General features: G+C 56.5%; 15 protein-coding genes. 8 read left to right on the top strand and 7 right to left on the bottom strand.

All coding sequences use genetic code 11. From position 1 onward, the window contains the following. Positions 1-337 precede the first annotated feature (337 nt). Positions 338-1,492, bottom strand: a complete 1,155-nt coding sequence (alr, locus tag BED41_RS11990) for an alanine racemase (RefSeq protein WP_066746595.1) — start codon at positions 1,490-1,492, stop codon at positions 338-340. Positions 1,493-1,725: 233 nt separating this feature from the next. Then, complete coding sequence (locus BED41_RS11985; protein ID WP_157102346.1) at positions 1,726-2,025, bottom strand: MGMT family protein; 300 nt, start codon at positions 2,023-2,025, stop codon at positions 1,726-1,728. 665 nt (positions 2,026-2,690) lie between these two features. On the opposite strand from BED41_RS11985, the gene BED41_RS11980 reads away from it, so the two are divergent. Then, positions 2,691-4,835 (top strand): Synerg-CTERM sorting domain-containing protein, encoded by a 2,145-nt coding sequence (locus tag BED41_RS11980; protein ID WP_168160272.1) that lies wholly within the window; start codon positions 2,691-2,693, stop codon positions 4,833-4,835. Positions 4,836-5,445: 610 nt separating this feature from the next. Next, complete coding sequence (locus BED41_RS11975) at positions 5,446-5,907, top strand: Hsp20/alpha crystallin family protein (protein ID WP_066746587.1); 462 nt, start codon at positions 5,446-5,448, stop codon at positions 5,905-5,907. Positions 5,908-5,959: 52 nt separating this feature from the next. On the opposite strand, the gene BED41_RS11970 is transcribed toward BED41_RS11975, so the two are convergent. Then, entirely contained in the window at positions 5,960-6,628 is a 669-nt protein-coding gene (locus BED41_RS11970; RefSeq protein ID WP_066746584.1) for a flavodoxin family protein, read from the bottom strand. A gap of 20 nt (positions 6,629-6,648) precedes the next feature. Continuing rightward, positions 6,649-7,209 carry a nitroreductase family protein gene (locus BED41_RS11965; protein ID WP_066746580.1) on the bottom strand — a complete coding sequence of 187 codons (561 nt, stop codon included), beginning with the start codon at positions 7,207-7,209 and terminating at the stop codon, positions 6,649-6,651. Positions 7,210-7,331: 122 nt separating this feature from the next. Here BED41_RS11965 and BED41_RS11960 point away from each other — a divergent pair, with 122 nt between their 5' ends. Further along, complete coding sequence (locus tag BED41_RS11960; protein WP_066746578.1) at positions 7,332-7,712, top strand: winged helix-turn-helix transcriptional regulator; 381 nt, start codon at positions 7,332-7,334, stop codon at positions 7,710-7,712. 74 nt (positions 7,713-7,786) lie between these two features. Here BED41_RS11960 and BED41_RS11955 read toward each other — a convergent pair whose 3' ends face one another. Continuing rightward, positions 7,787-9,574, bottom strand: a complete 1,788-nt coding sequence (locus BED41_RS11955) for a DEAD/DEAH box helicase (protein ID WP_066746575.1) — start codon at positions 9,572-9,574, stop codon at positions 7,787-7,789. 882 nt (positions 9,575-10,456) lie between these two features. Between BED41_RS11955 and BED41_RS11950 the strand changes: the two genes are divergently transcribed. Next, a complete protein-coding gene (locus BED41_RS11950) occupies positions 10,457-11,485 on the top strand; it encodes a PTS sugar transporter subunit IIC (protein ID WP_168160271.1) in 1,029 nt (342 codons plus the stop codon). A gap of 123 nt (positions 11,486-11,608) precedes the next feature. On the opposite strand, the gene BED41_RS11945 is transcribed toward BED41_RS11950, so the two are convergent. Together BED41_RS11945 and BED41_RS11940 are read right to left on the bottom strand one after the other, a co-directional pair. After that, entirely contained in the window at positions 11,609-12,982 is a 1,374-nt protein-coding gene (locus BED41_RS11945; protein WP_066746573.1) for an MATE family efflux transporter, read from the bottom strand. Between the two features lie 5 nt (positions 12,983-12,987). Then, on the bottom strand, positions 12,988-14,388 hold the full coding sequence (locus BED41_RS11940; protein ID WP_229712306.1) for an MATE family efflux transporter: 1,401 nt from the start codon (positions 14,386-14,388) through the stop codon (positions 12,988-12,990). 515 nt (positions 14,389-14,903) lie between these two features. On the opposite strand from BED41_RS11940, the gene BED41_RS11935 reads away from it, so the two are divergent. The 4 genes from BED41_RS11935 (at position 14,904) to BED41_RS11920 (ending at position 18,675) form a co-directional block, all read left to right on the top strand. Beyond that, positions 14,904-16,265, top strand: a complete 1,362-nt coding sequence (locus tag BED41_RS11935) for an MATE family efflux transporter (RefSeq protein ID WP_066746571.1) — start codon at positions 14,904-14,906, stop codon at positions 16,263-16,265. Positions 16,266-16,280: 15 nt separating this feature from the next. Continuing rightward, on the top strand, positions 16,281-16,751 hold the full coding sequence (locus BED41_RS11930; RefSeq protein WP_168160270.1) for a MarR family winged helix-turn-helix transcriptional regulator: 471 nt from the start codon (positions 16,281-16,283) through the stop codon (positions 16,749-16,751). A gap of 239 nt (positions 16,752-16,990) precedes the next feature. Then, positions 16,991-18,295, top strand: coding sequence for an NCS2 family permease (locus BED41_RS11925; RefSeq protein ID WP_066746566.1), 1,305 nt, complete (start codon positions 16,991-16,993; stop codon positions 18,293-18,295). A gap of 14 nt (positions 18,296-18,309) precedes the next feature. After that, positions 18,310-18,675 carry a VOC family protein gene (locus BED41_RS11920; protein ID WP_066746564.1) on the top strand — a complete coding sequence of 122 codons (366 nt, stop codon included), beginning with the start codon at positions 18,310-18,312 and terminating at the stop codon, positions 18,673-18,675. Positions 18,676-18,735: the final 60 nt, after the last annotated feature.

Below are 18,735 nucleotides of genomic sequence, written 5' to 3'. Positions count from 1 at the left end.
GCGTTAATAATTATAATTATTATGTTCTGAGTGCCTGTACTTCTTAACATAACGTTTCCTCCTTCTTACAGAATGCGGGAATGATAACACTCATTTATCTTTATGTCAAACCTTTAAAATAAATAACTTATGGGGCTGAACACGAGATATATAGACATTATTAAAAAGATAAACCCCTTTTATGCTTTGATAATTAAGCATAAACGAACTTGGGCGTAATAAAACACTGACTTGCGCGGCAAAATTATTACAGGACAAAAACCGCCGCTGCCATAAAAATGACAGGCGTCCGCGACAGAGCGCCTGTCAGATATATATGTATAGTGAGCGCGGGCCGCTATAGCTCCTCTCCTTGATTTGAACGCCGGTAGACCCGGGGGACGCGTTTGCCGACGCAGCATAAAAATTCGTAGGGGAAGCGCCCCGAAAGCTCCGAGAGCTCCTCGACGGGGATACATTCGCCGCCGTCCCTTCCCAGCAGCGTCACCTCGTCGCCCTGACAGACGCCGGGGATATCCGTGACGTCGGCCATGAACTGGTCCATGCAGATGCGTCCGATAATCCTGGCCCGCCGTCCGCCTATCAGCACGCTGCCCCTGTTTGAGAGGCTGCGCGGGTAGCCGTCGGCGTAGCCGACCGGTATCGTCGCGATGCGGGTGCTGTCCCGCGTGGTGACGTAAGTTCCGCCGTAACTCACCGGCACTCCGGCCTCCACATCCTTTACGTGGGAGATGTGGCTCTTTATCTCCATCGCCGGTCTCAGCCGCACGCCGGTATTCAGCGTTTCATCCGAGGGATAGACGCCGTAAAGGGCGATGCCAGGCCGCACGGCCTCCATATCGCCGTCGCGGTGCCACAGCGACCCGGCGCTGTTGTTGCAGTGGCGCATCGGTATACTGATCCCCGCGCCGTCCACGAGGCGCAGGAAAGTATGAAAAATATCCAGCTGGCGGGCGGTGAAAGAGGGCTCGCTCTCGTCGGCGCGCGCGAAATGCGTGAAAATACCCTCAAGCCGCAGGTTTGGCAGCTCGCTGATCGCGATGATCTCCGCGAGGCTTTCGTGCGGCCCGCGGAGGCCGATCCGCGACATCCCCGTGTCTACCGCCAGATGCGCCGGCAGGATACGCCCCGCCCTCGCCGCCGCGCCCGACAGCTCGCGCGCCGCCGCGAGGCCGAAGACCGTCGGCCGGATATCCCTCTCCACCAGCGTTTCGTAATCTTCGGGAAAAGTATGTCCCAGTATCAGCACCGGTTTCGTGATTCCGCCCTCCCGCAGCTCCACCGCCTCCTCCGTGGTGGAGACGGCGAATCCCCAGATGCGGCTCTCACGCTCGATGGCCTGTGATATCGGCACGGCCCCGTGCCCGTAGGCGTCGGCCTTCACGATGGCGATAATCTTTACGCCCTCCGTGAGATTGCCGCCGATACTGTTAAGGTTCTCCATAATGGCGTCCAGATCGATGGACGCGCAGACCCTCTCATGTCTTTTCATTGTCGTTTCGCGGCGCTGACTCCGGCAGCGCACTATTCCTTTCCGCAGATCTCTTATAAATAATTTCAGGCGAAGGTGGTGAGACTCTCCTGTCCCTCAGCGGTCCGCCATCTGCCGCGCGAAAACAGCCTCCGCGCGGTCGGAATCTCCTCTGTTGATTATAGATAAATAGGCGGATGTATTCAACATGACGCGGCGCGGCGGTGGTGCGGGGCCTGCGCGGCGTCCGTGAGTCAGCCTTTGCCGTTCCAGCGGCAGGCGCGCATATCGACGCGCCCGTCGGGCAGGAACAAGACGCCCTCCGCCTCAAGCAGCGCACGGCAGACGCCGCCGTCCACACCGACGGCGATGGAACCGTCCGCCCTGACTACGCGCTGCCACGGCAGCCCCTTCGGAGAGCGGCGCATCGCCCAGCCGACCTGCCGCGCGGCGCGCGGGCTGTCGAGCATCCAGGCGATCTGCCCGTAAGAGGCGACCTTGCCGCGGGGTATCTTTTTTACCAGCCTATAGACCCGGTCAAAAAAAGAATCCAAAAACATCTCTCCTTCTTACCTTCCGCTTAATTATACATTTCGCGCGGTCCGCTGTCCTCTGAAAAGGGCGGAGATACAGGGCTAACGCATCAAGCCTGTTAACAGAAACATAGAGCGCCCCGCGCTGCCGGACGGCGGTATTGGCGGTTAGCTCTCACGCGTTTGTCCTGGGCTGAGAGATATCCTGCGGCCACTTTTTTCTTTAGTTAATGATTATTTTCTCTAAATTATTTTTAACGTCAGAATAATTGTTTTAAAAAAGAAAAAATTAACTAATGTTGACGGGGGGGTGATAATATATACTAGGTTCGGATTAAATGTTATTTTTTAGCAAATAAAGCCGCACCGTTATCGTTTAAAAGGGTGCTGAATAGCCTGAACAGAGGAAAACACCTATATCGTGCGGTTTATGGTTTCCACTCCGGCGCAGGAGGAAATCAATATTTGCGGGTCGGATCGAATTAAATAACGCTTTGCCAGCGGCTGGTGCTCCGCGCCGCCGTCTGTTGCCGCGGAGATAGAGCTGATATGACTTTTCGTCTTATCGGTTTTATTTTAGAGAAAGATTATGTTCACGGTGGAGGTGAGTTGATAAAAAAATATCACTGGTGCTTGTGAAATGTGTCGTTGTCAAGGCCGTTATTACGGCAGGGGTGTAATCGTGTTTGAAGAAAGGGTGCGTGAGAAGTTTGAAATTCTCAGGGAAATATGGAATATTTGCGCTGTTTTTTGCTTTATGCGCGTTGGCAGGCACGGCGTTTGCCACTACGGGGACAGTAGTAAACGAGAGCATCGTATGGAATGATAATGGCACAGAGGCGGTGCTTTCCGGCGATCATACGTGGGATACAAGTGACGCGGCAAAATCGCCTGTGAAGATAGACCTTAAGGGATATAAGCTTACTTTCGGTTCTGGTTCTGAAGTGATAAGTGGAGATGGCGTCACGGTAACCAGCACGAGCGGCGACGCTAATATAGGTGACAAGGCGAATGCTAAGATTTATGGTGCCAAACTTATTGAGAACTTTAAGATAGCCGATCCTACTTATCTGTGGGCGATCGGCGCCAAAAAAGAGGCTGTTGCGAGTGCCTCCACAGACCTCACCGTAAAGAATGTTAAAATGGATGATCCCACAGGAAAAGACTGGAGAGACAAACAGTTTAAAATAGTGGGCGGCGTATTGGTATGGAATACCACCGCAGTAGATCTGTCGTCGGCGACAGTCGCCGTTGAGGACTCCATCGTAGGCCACAGCGTATACGGCGGCTCAGTGATCCTCACTGGCACTACCGGCGTCAGCGTAGACAAGACGCTGGTGAATATAAACAGCGGCGCGAAGGTCGTGCGTTCCGTCTATGGCGGCGGCGAGTCGAGGAAGGCGGACACAATTTCCACCGTAGGGCAGTCGCACATTATCGTGAACAAAGGCGCCTCGATACCGGGAACCTATTCAATAAAAGGTAACGGAGAAGACGACAAGCTGACGGAAAAGGGCTATGTCTACGGCGGCGGAAACGCTGAGGGCGGTATCAGCCATGTTAAGAATGCTATCATCGAGATAAAGGGCGGAACGGTAGCCCATGTGCGCGGCGGCGGCCGTATTGAGACAGCGGCCTCCGTCAGCAGCGTAGATGTCGCGGAGATAAGGCTGATCGGAGAAGAAGGTCTCAAAGCCGTCTCAGACGTCAAGGCCGGCGGCGAGGCGGCAACGGGAGAGGCTACACCCGTAGGCTCAGCCACAATAGAGCTGTACGACATCCCGAAGACGCCGGTGATGGCGGGAGTGACGATCGACGGCTCCGGAACAGAGAAGGGCACGACCCTCAAGTTTACAAGAGTAAAGGCCGACCTCTCGGCTCTTACGATCTCCTCCATGGATATCCTTGTCGTGGACAGTGGGAGCAAAGTGACGATAAATGACCTCGGCGGCGCGAAAACAATAAAGGTTACCGGCGATTTCAACAAGATGCCCGCCACCAATATCTTGACCATCAAGAATGCCGCGATAGCAGCGAAGGTAGATGTTATCATCGCAGCCGACAATTGGAAGGAGTATAAATGGGACAACGGAAGCCTTATGGTCATGGGCAGAGATTCCGGTGTGGCGGAACCTGTCAAACCGCAGCTTCCGAAAGATACCCCCGCCGAAGTGAAACCCGTAGAGGCTAAGATCTATGCTGTGGCGCCGGATGCCACGCCCGCTGAAAAGAATAATGTGATCCGCGATACGTCGGAGAAGCTGGAGGGTATCAGCTCAGGAGACCTCGTTGTGGACGCCAGCGGAGCCATCACCGTGAAGGCGGAGACGGTGCGTAACGCGGCATCCTCTCTCGTGGCATACAACGAAACGATAACCAAAGTCGGACCTCTTCCCGTGTTCAGCGCGGAAGTGGCAAAGGCGCAGACGGCGGCGGTAGCCTACAAGATAAAGGGCAAAGACCTCTACGCCACCGATCCCTCGAAGATTAATGTGATCAAATACCTCGGCAGCGGCGAAGCCGCACGTTTTGTCTACGCCGCCGCGGCGGCAGACTTTGCCGATGAGAGCTACACAGTCATGCTGCAGGGTACAAGTACCATAGCGGATAGCATAGCCGCCGATACGGAGTATGACCTTGTGCTGTTCATTAAAGACGGCGGACGCTTTGACCTTGACAAGGCTGACGCATTTGTGGCCGACCCGCCGGCAGTCGTCCAGACGGAGAAGAAGGCCTCTGGCGGTTCGAGCAGCGGATGCAACGGCGGATTTGGCGCGCTTCTGCTCCTGGGCGCCGCGATGCTGCCGCTCGTCTATCGGAAAAAGAGGTAAGATAGGCGAAGCCTGCAGTTTAATTTAAGATACTCAAAATGTCAGCCACCGGCAATGCCGGCGGCTGACATGATATCCGGCCTGTTTGTTGTCCCTCTATCTCTTATGCCACAGACCGCGGTCTCTGTCACGCTCATATCGAAGCCGCCCCTGGACCGTTTCCAGCCAGCCCTCTTGTCATAACAGACGTGCGGAATGTCGGGCATTCAGTTAATTATATATTTCTGCGGGCGCGCCGCCGATGTCTTTTGAAAATAGAGACGTCGTTTTTTTTGTGCGTTTTGCTGAAAAATAGATGCTTTCAAAAATAAAAAATCACAGCCTGCCTGATATTGAGAGGGATAAAATAATAATATATAAATAGTATATAATATAGTAAAATATCTTCTATATGATAGTATTGTTAGAGACAGGCGAATCTTATTATTTTGAAATATTATCGCTGATAATAATTAATATCAAATTTAGTCAAAAATTAGCACTCACCTATTGACTCTGCTAACAAAGGTGTTATAATTCTTTTTGAAAAGAAGAACAGCGGATGCTCTTCGAAGCGGCGGAATCTCCGCCGGGGTATCGCATTAAGTAATAATTTAAGGAGGAATGCACAATGATGATGCCAAAACTTTTCGGAGAAAATCTATTTGACGAGCTGATGGACGACTTCCCCTTCGTGGGCAGGATGCAGATGCCGGCCCTGGGCGGCGGAATATACGGCAGGCGTGAGAAAAACCTCATGAAGACCGACGTGAAAGAGAAGGACGGCAGCTATATCCTCGATATCGATCTGCCGGGGTTCAGGAAGGAAGATATCAAGGCCGAGCTTAACGACGGCTATCTGACGATCAGCGCCGACCGCAGCTATGAGAGGGAAGAAAAACCCGAGGACGGCAAGTTCATCAGAAGGGAACGTTTCTCCGGCAGCTGCTCGCGGACGTTTTTCGTCGGCGAAGAGGTGAAGCAGGAGGATATCAGGGCGAAATTCGCCGACGGTATCCTGACCGTCACGTTTCCGAAGGAAGAACAAAACAAACTTCCCGCTAAAAACAACCTCATCGCCATTGAGGGATAGATAAGATAATTGACGGCAGCAGGCCGCCGGCGAAAGCCGGCGGCTTTGTCCGTTATCCCTTTTTTATCTTTTCCGCCATGCGTTTGCCCGCCTCGAAGGCCTCCCGCAGCTCGCGCGGCAGCTCGCGCTCCCGCCACTCCGCCTTCTCGCGTTCGTCCCAGCCGTCCGCGACAAACTTGCCGTAGTCGCTGAACTGGTAGGTGTTGAAGGCGCAGATGCGTTCCGGCCTCTTATAGACCCTTGTCACATATCGTTCAAAAAATCCCAGCGGCCCGCTATTCGCCTCTCCGATATAGTCCTTGGTCAGCACCGGCTCTTTGACGTTCATCGTGTAGATGACGGCGGTCTCCGGCCTCTTGGGCGCGATGACGCTGTATTTTTTGTCGTAGACGACGAAGGGGAAAAACAGCCTCTCGATGAAGGCGTGCAGCTGCGGCGTTATCGTGCCGAAGTAGACGGGCGAGGCGAATACCACCCCGTCGGCGTGCGCCACGGAGTCAAGCAGTTCATAAATCCCGTCGCGCCAGCCGCAGCGCCCGTAGGAGGGGCCGCCCCTCGCCTTGCAGGCGAAGCAGCTGCGGCAGCCGGTGTAACTGTAATCGAAGAGGCGGACTCTCTCGCTCTCCGCTCCCGCCTCGGCCGCCCCCCTGGCGAAGCTTTCGCACATCGCGGCGGTGTTGCCGTCTTTACGCGGCCCGCCGTCCAGAATATATATCTTCATATCATCCCGCCTCTCACGCGCTAATCGTGAGCGCCCGCGCCCTTCGCGCCGGGGGCGATACCATCGAAGCTGTTGTAAAAGACCGTATCGTCAAGGCGGAGGCGGTCTTCGTGCAGATGGCTCGGCTTCGCGCTATCATGCGGATAGCCGGTCGGCAGGAGCGCCACCGGCTCGATATATTCAGGCAGTTCAAAGGCCGTTCTCACCGCGGCGGGGTCGAAATGTCCGACCCAGGTTGTGCCGAGGCCGAGCGACGCCGCCTCCAGCATCATCTGCGCGGCGACTATCGAGGCGTCGACCACGCCCATGTCGCAGCCGTCGTAGGAGCGTTTCCAGCTCGCCGTCCTGTCATAGCAGACGAGCAGCGCAAGAGGCGCGTTGAAATGATAGGGGGTGCACTCCCTCAGTTTGGCGAGGCTGTCGCCGCTCTCGATGACCAGTATCCTCTGGGGCTGGTAATTTACCGCCGTGGGGGCGCAGCGGCCCGCCTCCAGTATCTGCGCGACCTTTTCCTCTTCGACCTTTTTCGCGGCGAATTTCCTCACGGAATAACGCTCTTTTGCCAGCTTTATGAAATCCATTTTCGCATCACCTCATAGTTCAGATTTTGTAGTATGATGATAACAGTTGGGAAGAAATCTTCAAGTATGCAGTTTTTTCTGTGTGAGTATAAATTAGATACTATTGAAATGGGGCGCTGGCAATGGATGAAAAAGAATTTTTTTGCCGCCGTTCGGAGCAGCCGGACGACGGCGTGTATGTCTCGACTTGTCCCGTAACATACGCGCTGGGGATAATCGGGCAGAAGTGGAAGCTGCCGATTCTCTGGCATCTCTTCCCGCGCGAGGCGACGCGCTATAACGAGCTTAAGCGGAGCGTGCGCGGAATTACGAATATGATGCTGACGAAGTCGCTGCACGAGCTTGAAGAGCACGGCCTCGTCGAACGGCGGCAGTACGAGACGGTGCCGCCGCGGGTGGAATATTCGCTGACGCCGCGCGGGCGTTCGCTGTTTCCCACGCTTAAAGAGCTATACCGGTGGGGCGAGGAGCAGATGAGGCTTGACGAGCTCAGAAAGGCGTAAGACAAAGAACACCCCGCCAAAAGGCGGGGCGTTCAAAGTATCTTGAAGTACGGCTGGCTGCTGTGCCGCCGGCTCTATTTGGAGAAGCGTCTTCTTCCGGCGCGGTCGCCGTCCCTCTCCCTGTCGCGGTCTCTGCGGAAACCGCCGTCGCGGCGGGGCGGCTTGGAGTCGGAGCGGTAGGAGCCGCGGCGCTCTCCGCCGGTCGAGGGCTTTACGGAGCTGACAGTCAGCCCGTCCCTTTCAAGGCGTTCTTTGCGCGCGTCAAGCAGCGCCGCGCCGCGCGGCGACAGCTCTACCGTCGCGCTTGTATCGCGAAGCTTGATATTTCCCACGTCCTCGCGGCCGATGCCGATGTTGCGGCAGAGCGCGCCGAGGAGCGGTCCGACCTCCCAGCCGTCGTCGCGTCCCTGGGCGAACTGCACGGCGACGCCGCCCGTCATATCCGGGCGCTGGAAACGTTCCTTGCGTCCGGGAGCCTTGTCGCCGCGCGGCGCGCCGGAGTCACGGCGGCCCTTCTCGCGGTCCATCTCAAACTGGACGTCGTCGCGTATCGAATAGCCCGAGGGCTGGTCGCCGTAGGCCTTCGCGAGTAGTCCCGAGACGAGCGTGGGGGCCTCTTCGCGTTTCAGCAGCTCCATCGCCCATGACTCGAATTCGTTCGATTCGAGGGCGTGCTCAAGAATATTGTTCTCAAAGCGGATACGCGCCTGCCCCTCGATCTCCGAGGCGTCGGGAGCGGGAATCCATTCAAGTTTGAGCTTCGATCCAGAGTGCATTATCATCCCCTTGAACTGACGCGCCTCGCGCGCCGTGAGGAGGATGAGGTTGCTGCCCTCGTGCCCCGCGCGTCCGGTACGGCCGCTGCGGTGTACGAAAGCCTCGAGGTTCTGCGGCAGTCCGTACTGGAGAACATGGCTGACCGCGTCGATATCGAGACCGCGCGCCGCGACGTCGGTCGCGACGAGTATCGACACGCGTCCGCCGCGCAGCGCCGAAAGGGCGTTGTTGCGCTCGCGCTGGCTCATGTCGCCGTGTATCGCGGTGGCGCGGAAGCCGATGTCGCAGAGCTTGTCCGCGATGTCCTGCGTCTCCGCGCGGGTGCCGCAGAAGATCAGCGACTTGCTGGGGTTCTCCCAGATAAGCACGTTCGTGAGTCCCTCAAAGCGTCTGCGCGAGGGGATTATATAGGCCTTCTGCGTGATCTCGCTGTGCGAGGTGATGTCGGAGACGAGCGAGATCTTCTTCGGCGCGTTGAGGTACTGCTTTGTGAGCGAGAGCACCTCGGGCGGCATCGTGGCGGAGAAGAGCCAGGTGCGCTCCACATGGACCATTGCCTCAAGAATGGCCTCCATCTCGTCGTGGAAGCCCATGTCAAGCATGTGGTCGCCCTCGTCGAGGACGACGCTCTTGATGTCCGCGGTCTTGAGGGTGCCGCGGCGCAGATGGTCGAGGATACGTCCCGGCGTGCCCACGACCACGGAGGCGCCGTCGCGCAGCGCGCGTATCTGGCGCTCCATGTCCAGGCCGCCGACGAGCGTCGCCACGCGCACGCCAAGGTCGGCTCCGAGCCAGGCGAATTCGCGGGCCGTCTGCTGGGCCAGCTCGCGCGTCGGCGAGAGGACGATTATCTGCGGCATCTTCTCTCTCGCGTCAATCTGGTTCAGAAGCGGCAGCGCAAAGGCGAGTGTTTTGCCCGAACCGGTCTTTGCCTGGACGATGACGTCATTGTCCATTACGCTTTCATCCTCAAGCACCGCCGTCTGGACGGGCATTGGATGTTCAAAACCCTTACGCTCTATCGCTTTGAGCAATGCGGGGTTTAAATTAAAATCTGAAAATCTTTTCTGAATTTCCTGTGTCATTATAGACTACCTCCTAAATATATTGGGGGCGTTGAAAATCGCGTTCAGCTATATCGGCGTCCGCCATCAGAAAAACGCTCGGCTGTATAGATGATACAGTCGGTTAATCCAAAAGGCATACGTCTGTCAGGTAAATATCTTTACGCAGTTTAAACAATAGACCGAATCAATATCGGTATCTGCCCCGTTGCATCAATGCACAAAATTCTTGTGACGCGCAATCCGGCCAGGCGGTAAGAAGAAATACTCCCAAGTTACATCGTACGCGGTGTAAAGAATTCATGCCGTTACGCGGCCTCATGCCGCGCAACCTACATATTATAGGCGATAGTTCAGAAAAGTCAACCGCAGATAAACAGCGTCAGGGGCAACCGCGCCAGGAGAGGCCGGGGCAATAAATTACGTTTTAGCTTTTGACTTTGCCCTTGTAGCCTCCCTCTCTGAGGGAGGTGGCGGCCGCCTGTTTTTGGCGGCTGACGGAAGGAGTGTTGTTCTGTTTGGCGCGGTTTCCGCGCCAAACAAAGCCCGCGGCGAAAGCCGTGGAAGAACCTAAGGTCAACTCTCCCTCAGTCTCGGCGGAAAAACACCGCCGAGCCAGCTCCCTCGGAGAGGGCGCCAAAAATCTTTGATAAACCGCTACTTACCTTCAATAGGTGAAATGATAAACAACGGTTTATATCTTTCTTATCATGCCGTGTTTAGAGCGGAAACATTTACGTGAGATAAAAAAAGTGTGGTTATTTAGCGCCTTAATTGTTAATTTTTTAAAGTATTTTTGGATAAATATTCGGAGTTTGATATATTTTTCTCATGTTTGACAGTTTTATGTTAACAATCTACAATATCACGCAAAATATTTTTCATATAAATGAGGCGTTTACATTGTCATCAGAAAAAGGTTCTTTCGCGGCATTTCTTGAACGCAAAGATGTAAAATTTTCCTTCTCACGTTATTTTGTCGAGGCGCTCGGCGCTATGGGCATCGGCCTCTTCGCCTCCCTTATCACCGGTCTCATATTAAAGACCGTCGGCTCGAAATGCGGTATTCCGATATTGGTGGAATTCGGCACTCTGGCCGGACAGATGGTGGGGCCGGCGATTGCGGTAGCTATCGCCCAGGCGCTTAAGGCGCCGCAGATGGTGGTCTTTTCCTGCGCCGCCGTCGGCTTCGCGGGGAACACCTGGGGCGGCCCCGTGGGCGCCTTTGTCGCGGCGATAATCGGTACGGAGTGCGGCAAGATGGTCTCAAAGGAGACGGTGATCGACATTATCGCCACCCCCGCGGTGACGATCATCACCGGCATGGCGGCGGCAAAGCTTATCGGCCCTCCCGTCAGCGCGATGATGACGGCGCTCGGCCTGCTGATAATGCGCGCGACGGAGCTGCAGCCGGGACCGATGGGGGCGGTGGTCTCCACGATCATGGGCATGATACTGACACTGCCGATTTCCAGCGCGGCGATCGCCGTCGCTCTGAATCTCTCGGGGCTGGCCGCGGGCGCGGCGGCGGTGGGCTGTTCGACGCAGATGATCGGCTTCGCGGTGATGTCTTTCCGCGAGAACGGCGTATCCGGTCTTCTCTCACAGGGGCTCGGTACTTCGATGCTGCAGATGCCCAATATCGTGCGCCATCCGATGATCTGGGTGCCGCCGACGCTCGCGAGTTTCATCCTTGGCCCGCTCTCGACGCTTCTCTTTAAGATGACTAACGTACCATCCGGCGCCGGTATGGGCACGAGCGGCCTGGTGGGGCAGTTCGGCGCGATCGACGCTATGGGAAGCTCGTCCGCGGTGCTGATGCAGATAGCCCTGATGCATTTCATACTTCCCGCCGTAACGACGCTGATAATCGCCGAGGTGATGCGGCGGACGGGGCTGATAAAAGAGGGAGACATGAGGCTCGAGCTGTAAGATAATATTATCGGTGCTGATATAAATGTTAAATGGCGTACGGAGAGCTCTTAGTTATCCGTACGCCGTTTTTGTATGGTAAATATTTTAACGATACGCGTTTGGGCGCGTTTTTTCTAGCCTTTATCTGCCCTTTTTCCATCTTCCGCTGCGCAGGTACCAGAGGCTGAAGGCGATCGTCTGGAGCGAGGCGAGCGGCGCGGCGAAGCCGACGGAGAAGAGGCTCGCGCCCTCGATGCCGCTCAGTATCCAGGTCGCGGGGACGCGCACGGCGAAGGCGGAGAAGATGTTGTTTGCCATGGTGAAGGCCGTCTTGCCGCAGCCGTTAAAGAAGCCGTTGAGGCAGAAGACGAAGCAGACGAGGATGCAGTCAGAGCTGAATGATTTGAGGTAGAGCGCCGTCGCGGCGATTAGCGCCGGATCGGGGGTGAATATCCTGATGACGCTATGCGGGAAGAAGAATAGCCCGATGAAGGTGAATACTCCGAAGCATAACGAAATCGAGAGTCCCGAATACATTGTGGAGCGCGCGCGTTTTGGCTTCCCCGCCCCCATGTTCTGCGCGACCATCGCGGCGATCGCAGCGGAGAAGGACATCGGCGGCAGCATCGTGAAGCCGTTGAGTTTGCTGGTGATGCCGATCGCCGCGGAGGCGGCGACGCCTCCCATTTTGCTGACCGTCGCCATGATGAAGATGAAGGAGATGCCGGTCAGGGAGAACTGGACGGCCATCGGAAGGCCGATGCGCAGCAGGTTGATGAGCTTTTGCTTTTTTATTCTGAGGCTTTTGAGGCGGAAGTCGAAGCGATAGTCGGCGCGGCGCGCGTATATTACGGCGAGGACGGCGGAGAGCCCCTGGGCGCAGACGGTGGCTAGGGCGGCCCCCGGAGCGCCCCAGCCTAAAGGCCCGACGAGCACGAGGTCGCCGACGACGTTCGCGATGCAGGCGACGGCGACGAAGATGAGCGGCGAGGTGGAATCGCCGAAGCCGCGGAAGATGGCCGCCAGCGCGTTGTAGGCGAACATGGTCGCGATTCCGGCGGCGTTGATGAAGATGTATCCCCTGGTCTGTTCAAAGGCATCCGCGGGGGTCCCGAGCAGGTCGACGATCGGGTCGATCATCACGAGCAGCAGCGCCGTGATGACGACGCTGAGGATGACGAAGAGGGAGAGCATGGTGCCGATGGTGTCCTCTATCTCGTGTTCCTCGCCCGCGCCGAAGAAGCGCCCGATCATGATGGTGCCGCCCATGGAGAGGCCGATGACGATGCTGTTTATCATGAAGATGAACTGGCTGCCGATCGAGACGGCCGAGAGGCCGGCGGCGTCTGTGAACTGGCCGACGATTATCATGTCTGCCGCGCCGTAGAGCGCCTGCAGGAGGTTCGCCACCATGTAGGGGATCGCGAAGCGCGTCAGCAGGAGGGGGATGCTGCCCTCGGTGAGCGACTGCGCGCCGGAGGTGAATATGCCGGAAAATAGTTTTTTTAAGTTCATTTTTATTACCGCTGCTGGAACCTTTCTTTTTCTTTTAACATCATAATGAAATAGTAGAGGAAGGGCAGGCTCGTCGTGAAGCTGAAGATATCGGATACTGTCTGCGTCATCTCAACGCCCGTGAGGCCGAAGAGCCCGGGCAGCAGCGCGATGAGCGGTATAAAGTATATGCCCTGTCTCGTGCAGGCGAGGAAGGTCGCGCGCCAGGCGAAGCCTGCGGCCTGGAGCATCATGTTCGTCGTCACGAAGAGCGGCTGAAGCAGCAGCACGGAGCACTGGAAGCGCATCGCGCGCGTACCGATAGCGATGACGACGGCGTCCTCTTTACGGAAAAGGGCGATTATCTCGGGGGCGAATATCCAGCCCGCGAGCGTCATGAAGGCCATGAGCACCATGCCGGTCTTGACGGTGAACCAGAAGGCCTCGCGTACCCTTCTGTAGCGGCGCGAGCCGTAGTTGTAGCCGACGACGGGGGAAAATCCCTGTCCGAGTCCGATCATCACGGAGAGGATGAAGAGGAATATCCTGCCGACGATGGACATCGCGGCGACGGCAGGGTCTCCGTAGGCGGCGGCGTTCACGTTCAGCGCGGCGGTGGAGATGCTGGCCAGCCCCTGCCTCGAGAGCGAGGGACAGCCGAGGCGGACGATGTCAAAGTAGGTACGCGGCTTGTGCGAGAGGTTTTTCAGGTGGAGTTTCACGAGGCTCTTTCCGCGCAGGAAGAAGGATATCATAATCGAGAAGCTGATGCACTGGCTGAGCAGCGTCGCGAGCGCCGCGCCGGAGATGCCGAGGCCGAGGGTGAAGATAAAGATCGGGTCGAGCGCGATGTTCAGCAGACCGCCGGTCACAAGCCCGCACATCGCGAAGGCGGCGTGTCCCTCGGAGCGCAGGATGTTGTTCATGACGAAGGAGGCGCACATTATCGGCGCGCCGAGCAGTATCCAGCTTGCGTAACTGCGCGCGTAGGGCAGTATCGTCGGCGTCGATCCGAGCAGCGTCATCAGCTGGTCGAGGAATAGCAGCCCTCCCATACAGAGGATGATGCCCATGGTTATCGCGCTGAAAAAGGAGGTCGAGCCGTAGACGCTCGCCGTGCCGCTCTCTCCCGCGCCGAGCACGCGCGCGATCATGCTTCCCGAACCCATGCCGAGGGTGAAGCCAATCGCCTGGAATATCGCCATTAAAGAGAAGACGACGCCCACGGCGCCGCTCGCGCTGGTCCCGAGCTGGGAGACGAAGTAGGTGTCGGCCGTGTTGTAGAGCGTTGTGACAAGCATGCTTATTATCGTAGGAATGGCAAGCGAAATAATGAGAGGCCCGACTGGAGCCTCCGTCATGCGTGAGTGGTGTTCCGCCGAGTTCTTGCTTGGCGCGACGAACAGCTTCATATATATCTCCCCCATTCCACAACCGGCCCGCCTGGAGCTCGGGGGCCGGTGTAAGTTTTATAAAAATATATCGTCCAAGTACAAAATACCACCATTTATTTATTTTCACAACATCCGACAGCGGATGAGCCGCGGCAAATGTGCCATATAAGTTGGCATTTTTGTAAATATGCTTATGATATGAAGTCTAAAAAAACGAGAGTTGGCCGCCGGTGTCCGTGTCGTATGACAGCGCTATTTTTATTGTTTCCGCAGCGTCTGCGGAAAATTGTCTTATGTATATATTAGGAAAAATACCGCCTCCAGACACCGCAGGGCGCTTAATATTTGCGCCGGCAGGCTTGTGTGTTTGCCCCGCCGCGGAGGGCTCTTGACTAAAATAAAATCCGTGTTAATATAATCCGTATTCGGATTATAATTAGTACGGATTATTTTACCGTTTGCTGGATAGGGCTGGTATGCGCGCGTCACGGCGCGGGAATTTTTCGCAGCCCCGCGCCGGAAAAGGTGAATTTTGGAGGTTGTCGGAGATGTTCCATACAAAAAATTACCGGGAGCTTAACCGGCTCTTTTTTATGTTTGTGATACCGGCGGTCAGCTCGCAGCTTTTGAGCGGTATCTACACGATCGTTGACGGCTATTTTGTCGGCTGGGGGATAGGTCAGGGCGGCCTCGCGGCGATCGGCCTCTCTTTTCCCTTTTCCGTGATCGTGACGGCGATCGGCGCAGGCATCGGCGTCGGCGGCGGCGCCCTCATCGCCATCAGCATGGGGCGCGGCAGGGAGGCGCTCGCGCAGCGTATCCTCGGCGCGATGGTGTTTTTGATGATCGCCGCCTCCGCCGTTTCCAGTTTACTGCTCACGCCGCTGGCGGAGTATCTGCTTACCTTCTATAAGGTCTCTCCCGATATCGCGGAGATGGCGCGCTATTACGCGTGGATATTGATCATATCCTCCCCCGCGCAGGTCGTAACGATGGCGATGCTCGGCGCGGTGCGCAACGACGGCTTTCCGCGCAAGGCGATGGCGATTATGATCGCGGCTTTTGGCACGAATATCGTGCTCGACTGGCTGTGGGTGATCGTCTTCCCCTTCGGCATCGCGGGCGCGGCTTGGGCTACGGTGGCTTCGCAGGCGGTCTCCGCCCTCCTGCTCTCCGCGCATTTCCTGCTGGGGATGTCGAAGGTCCGGCTGCGCCCGCGCTTTATACGCCTCTGGCGGCCGCTGGCCCGCCGTATCGCCGTCATGGGTGTCTCCCCCTTCGGCGTGCAGATCGCGACGGCGGTGACGATGATTCTCTATAACTGGCAGGCTCTCGCCTACGGCGGGGATATCGGCGTAGCCGCCTACGCGGTGGTCGGCTATATCGTACCAGTCGGCGTGATGCTTGAGGAGGGGGTAGCCGAGGGCATCCAGCCGCTGATCAGCTATTACCACGGCGCTAATCTCCGCGCCCGCCGCCGGCTCACGGCACGGCTTGGTTTTACCGCGGCGGTTCTGGTGGGGCTTGTCTGTTCGCTGCTGCTTTTTGCCAGCGACAGAATTGTACCGGCCTTTTTCTCTATGCACGGAGAGGCCGCCTCGGTGGCGGCGCGCGGTCTATTCCTCTCCGTTCCCGTCTTTCCCTTTCTCGGTCTTGCGAAGGTCGGGGCCTCCTATTATCAGGCGGTCGGACGCAGCGACATGGCTTCGGTGCTGACTTACGGCGACCCGTTTATCCTGCAGCCGCTCTTTCTCTGGACGCTGCCGCTGTTCCTTGCGCTTGACGGCGTATGGCTCGCGATGTTTTTTACGAATATGACCCTTGCGGCGATTTTCGTTATAATGTGGCGGCGGGGAAGCGGCAGCCGGCGGATGCCGCTGACCGGCGGCGGTCTTATGGATATTTTGTAGAGGCGGGGTATGGTCATGGAAGAAAAAAATCTCAAGACGATATTGGAAGTTTCCGACCTGATGCGGCGTTACGATCAGGTCTATTCCCGCTGGGCCGAAAGCCGCGGCTTTTCCACCAACGCGATGTCGCTGATGGAGGAGCTTCACATACGCCCAGAGGGTATGGAGCCGGCGGTGATCGCCGACTATCTGGGCGTGCCGCGTCAGACGATGACCTCGACGCTTGACAGCCTCGAAAGACGGGGCATAATAGAGCGTCGGGCGCACTCGACAGACCGCCGCCGCAAGGTGATAAGGTTTACCGATGCCGGGCGGGAGATCGCCGATCTGCTGATAAACGAACTTCACAGCTGGATGATGGCGGCGCTTGCGCCGGTAGAGCCGCGCGAGCTGGAGCGGACGCTCTCCGAGGTGAGGGATTTCTGCACGCGGCTGGAGTCGGCGGTTAGCAGTAATACGGAAGAAAAGCGTTCTCCGTGCATTTAAAATATAGAAAATGTTTTATAATAATATCCTAGAGAGGTGTTTAGTGTGGACAAGAAAAAAGAGGAACGCGCGGAGAGGAATATCTTTAAGACGGTATGTATCGCGGTGGCGGTAATTTTTGCCGCCATATGCGCCGTCTGGTCTTTCACCGGCTATTAGGTTATTGGGGGAGCGGGGAGCGCGGCATTCCCTCTTTCCTTTTAATATAATCAATATAACCTTATTGAGGAGGAAACTTTATGAACGCTTGGTTTGAGAAACAGTTTAAGCTCTCCGAGCACGGCACCAACGTACGCACCGAGATTCTTGCGGGTATCACGACATTTATGACGATGGCTTATATCATTTTTGTAAACCCCGGGATCCTCTCTGCGACCGGCATGCCCTTTGGAGCGCTTCTCGTCGCTACCTGCCTTGGGGCGTCGCTTGCCACCTTTCTGATGGCTTTCCTTGCCAACTACCCCTTCGCGCTGGCTCCCGGCATGGGGCTCAACGCCTTCTTCGCCTTCACCGTCGTGCTGGGGATGAAGATCCCCTGGCAGGTGGCGCTCGCGGCAATATTCATCGAGGGTATCATCTTTATCCTGCTCACATGCACCAAGGTGCGCGAAGAGGTGGTAAATTCGATTCCGAAGACGCTTAAGATCGGCGTCTCCGCCGGTATCGGCATTTTCATCACCTTCATCGGGCTCCAGAGCGCTGGACTGATAGTCGCCAATCAGGCGGTCCTTGTCGGGCTCTCACCGCTGCGCGGGAATGTCGGCGGGCTTCTGGCCCTCGCGGGGCTGCTGCTGATGGTTACGCTTGAGACACGCAAGGTCACTGGCGGGATTCTTCTAGGCATCATCGCCGTTACGATTGCCGGCATTCCTCTAGGCATCACTAAGATGCCGGAAGGGATCGTTTCAATGCCGCCGTCGCTGTCGCCGATCTTCATGAAGATGGATTTCTCGATGATCGCCAGCCCCTCCTTCTGGGTGGTCGTATTCACCTTCTTCTTTGTGGACTTCTTTGATACGGTGGGCACGCTCGTCGGAGTCTCCAACCGTGCAGGTATGCTAGATGAGAACGGACGCCTGCCGAAGGCAAGCCAGGCTTTGATGGCCGACGCCGTCGGTACGACTGCTGGCGCGGTGCTCGGCACCTCAACGGTAACGACCTTCGTTGAAAGCGCCAGCGGCGTGGAACAGGGCGGCCGCACGGGGCTGACGGCGCTTACCGTAGCCGTGCTCTTTCTCCTTGCTACCCTCTTCAGCCCGCTGATCGCGGTAGTCCCCGCCTGTGCCACCGCACCGGCGCTGATAATGGTCGGCGGCTACATGATGATGGGATTCAAGGATATGGATTTCAGCGACTGGACGGAGTTCTTCCCCGCGATCATCGCCTTTTTCATGATGCCCTTCGCCTATAGCATCGCGGCGGGCATCGAGTTCGGCATCGTCTCTTATGTCGCACTGAAGCTGCTCATGGGGCGCGGCAAAGAGGTCAACTGGATGCTGTATGTGCTGGCGGTGCTCTTCATACTTAACAGGGCGCTGCTGTAGAAAGGATGCCCGGTATGAAATTCACATTTAATCATTTTAACTTCAATGTATTAGACCTTGGACGGAGCCTCGCCTTCTACGAAAAGGCGCTGGGGCTTAAGGAGGCGCACCGTAAGGAGAGCGAGAATTTTACGCTCGTCTATCTTACCGACGGCGTTACCTCCTTTGAGCTGGAGCTCACCTGCCTCTTTGACCGCAAAGAGCCCTATGACCTCGGCGAAGTGGAATTTCACCTCGCGATGCAGGTGAAAGACTTCGAGGCGGCGCATAAACTTCACGAAGAGATGGGCTGCATCTGTTATGAGAACAACGATATGGGGATCTATTTTATCGAAGATCCTGACGGATATTGGATTGAAATAGTGCCGGAGAGAAGATAAGCTCCCCTTTTTGTATCTCGGCGTCCGGGAGGCCTTTGAGTTCCCGGACGCTTTTTTGTA

It is taken from the genome of Cloacibacillus porcorum, assembly GCF_001701045.1.
GTDB lineage: Bacteria > Synergistota > Synergistia > Synergistales > Synergistaceae > Cloacibacillus > Cloacibacillus porcorum.
The sequence above is the reverse complement of the archived record's forward strand: the minus strand, read 5'-3'. Positions and strand labels throughout refer to the sequence as shown.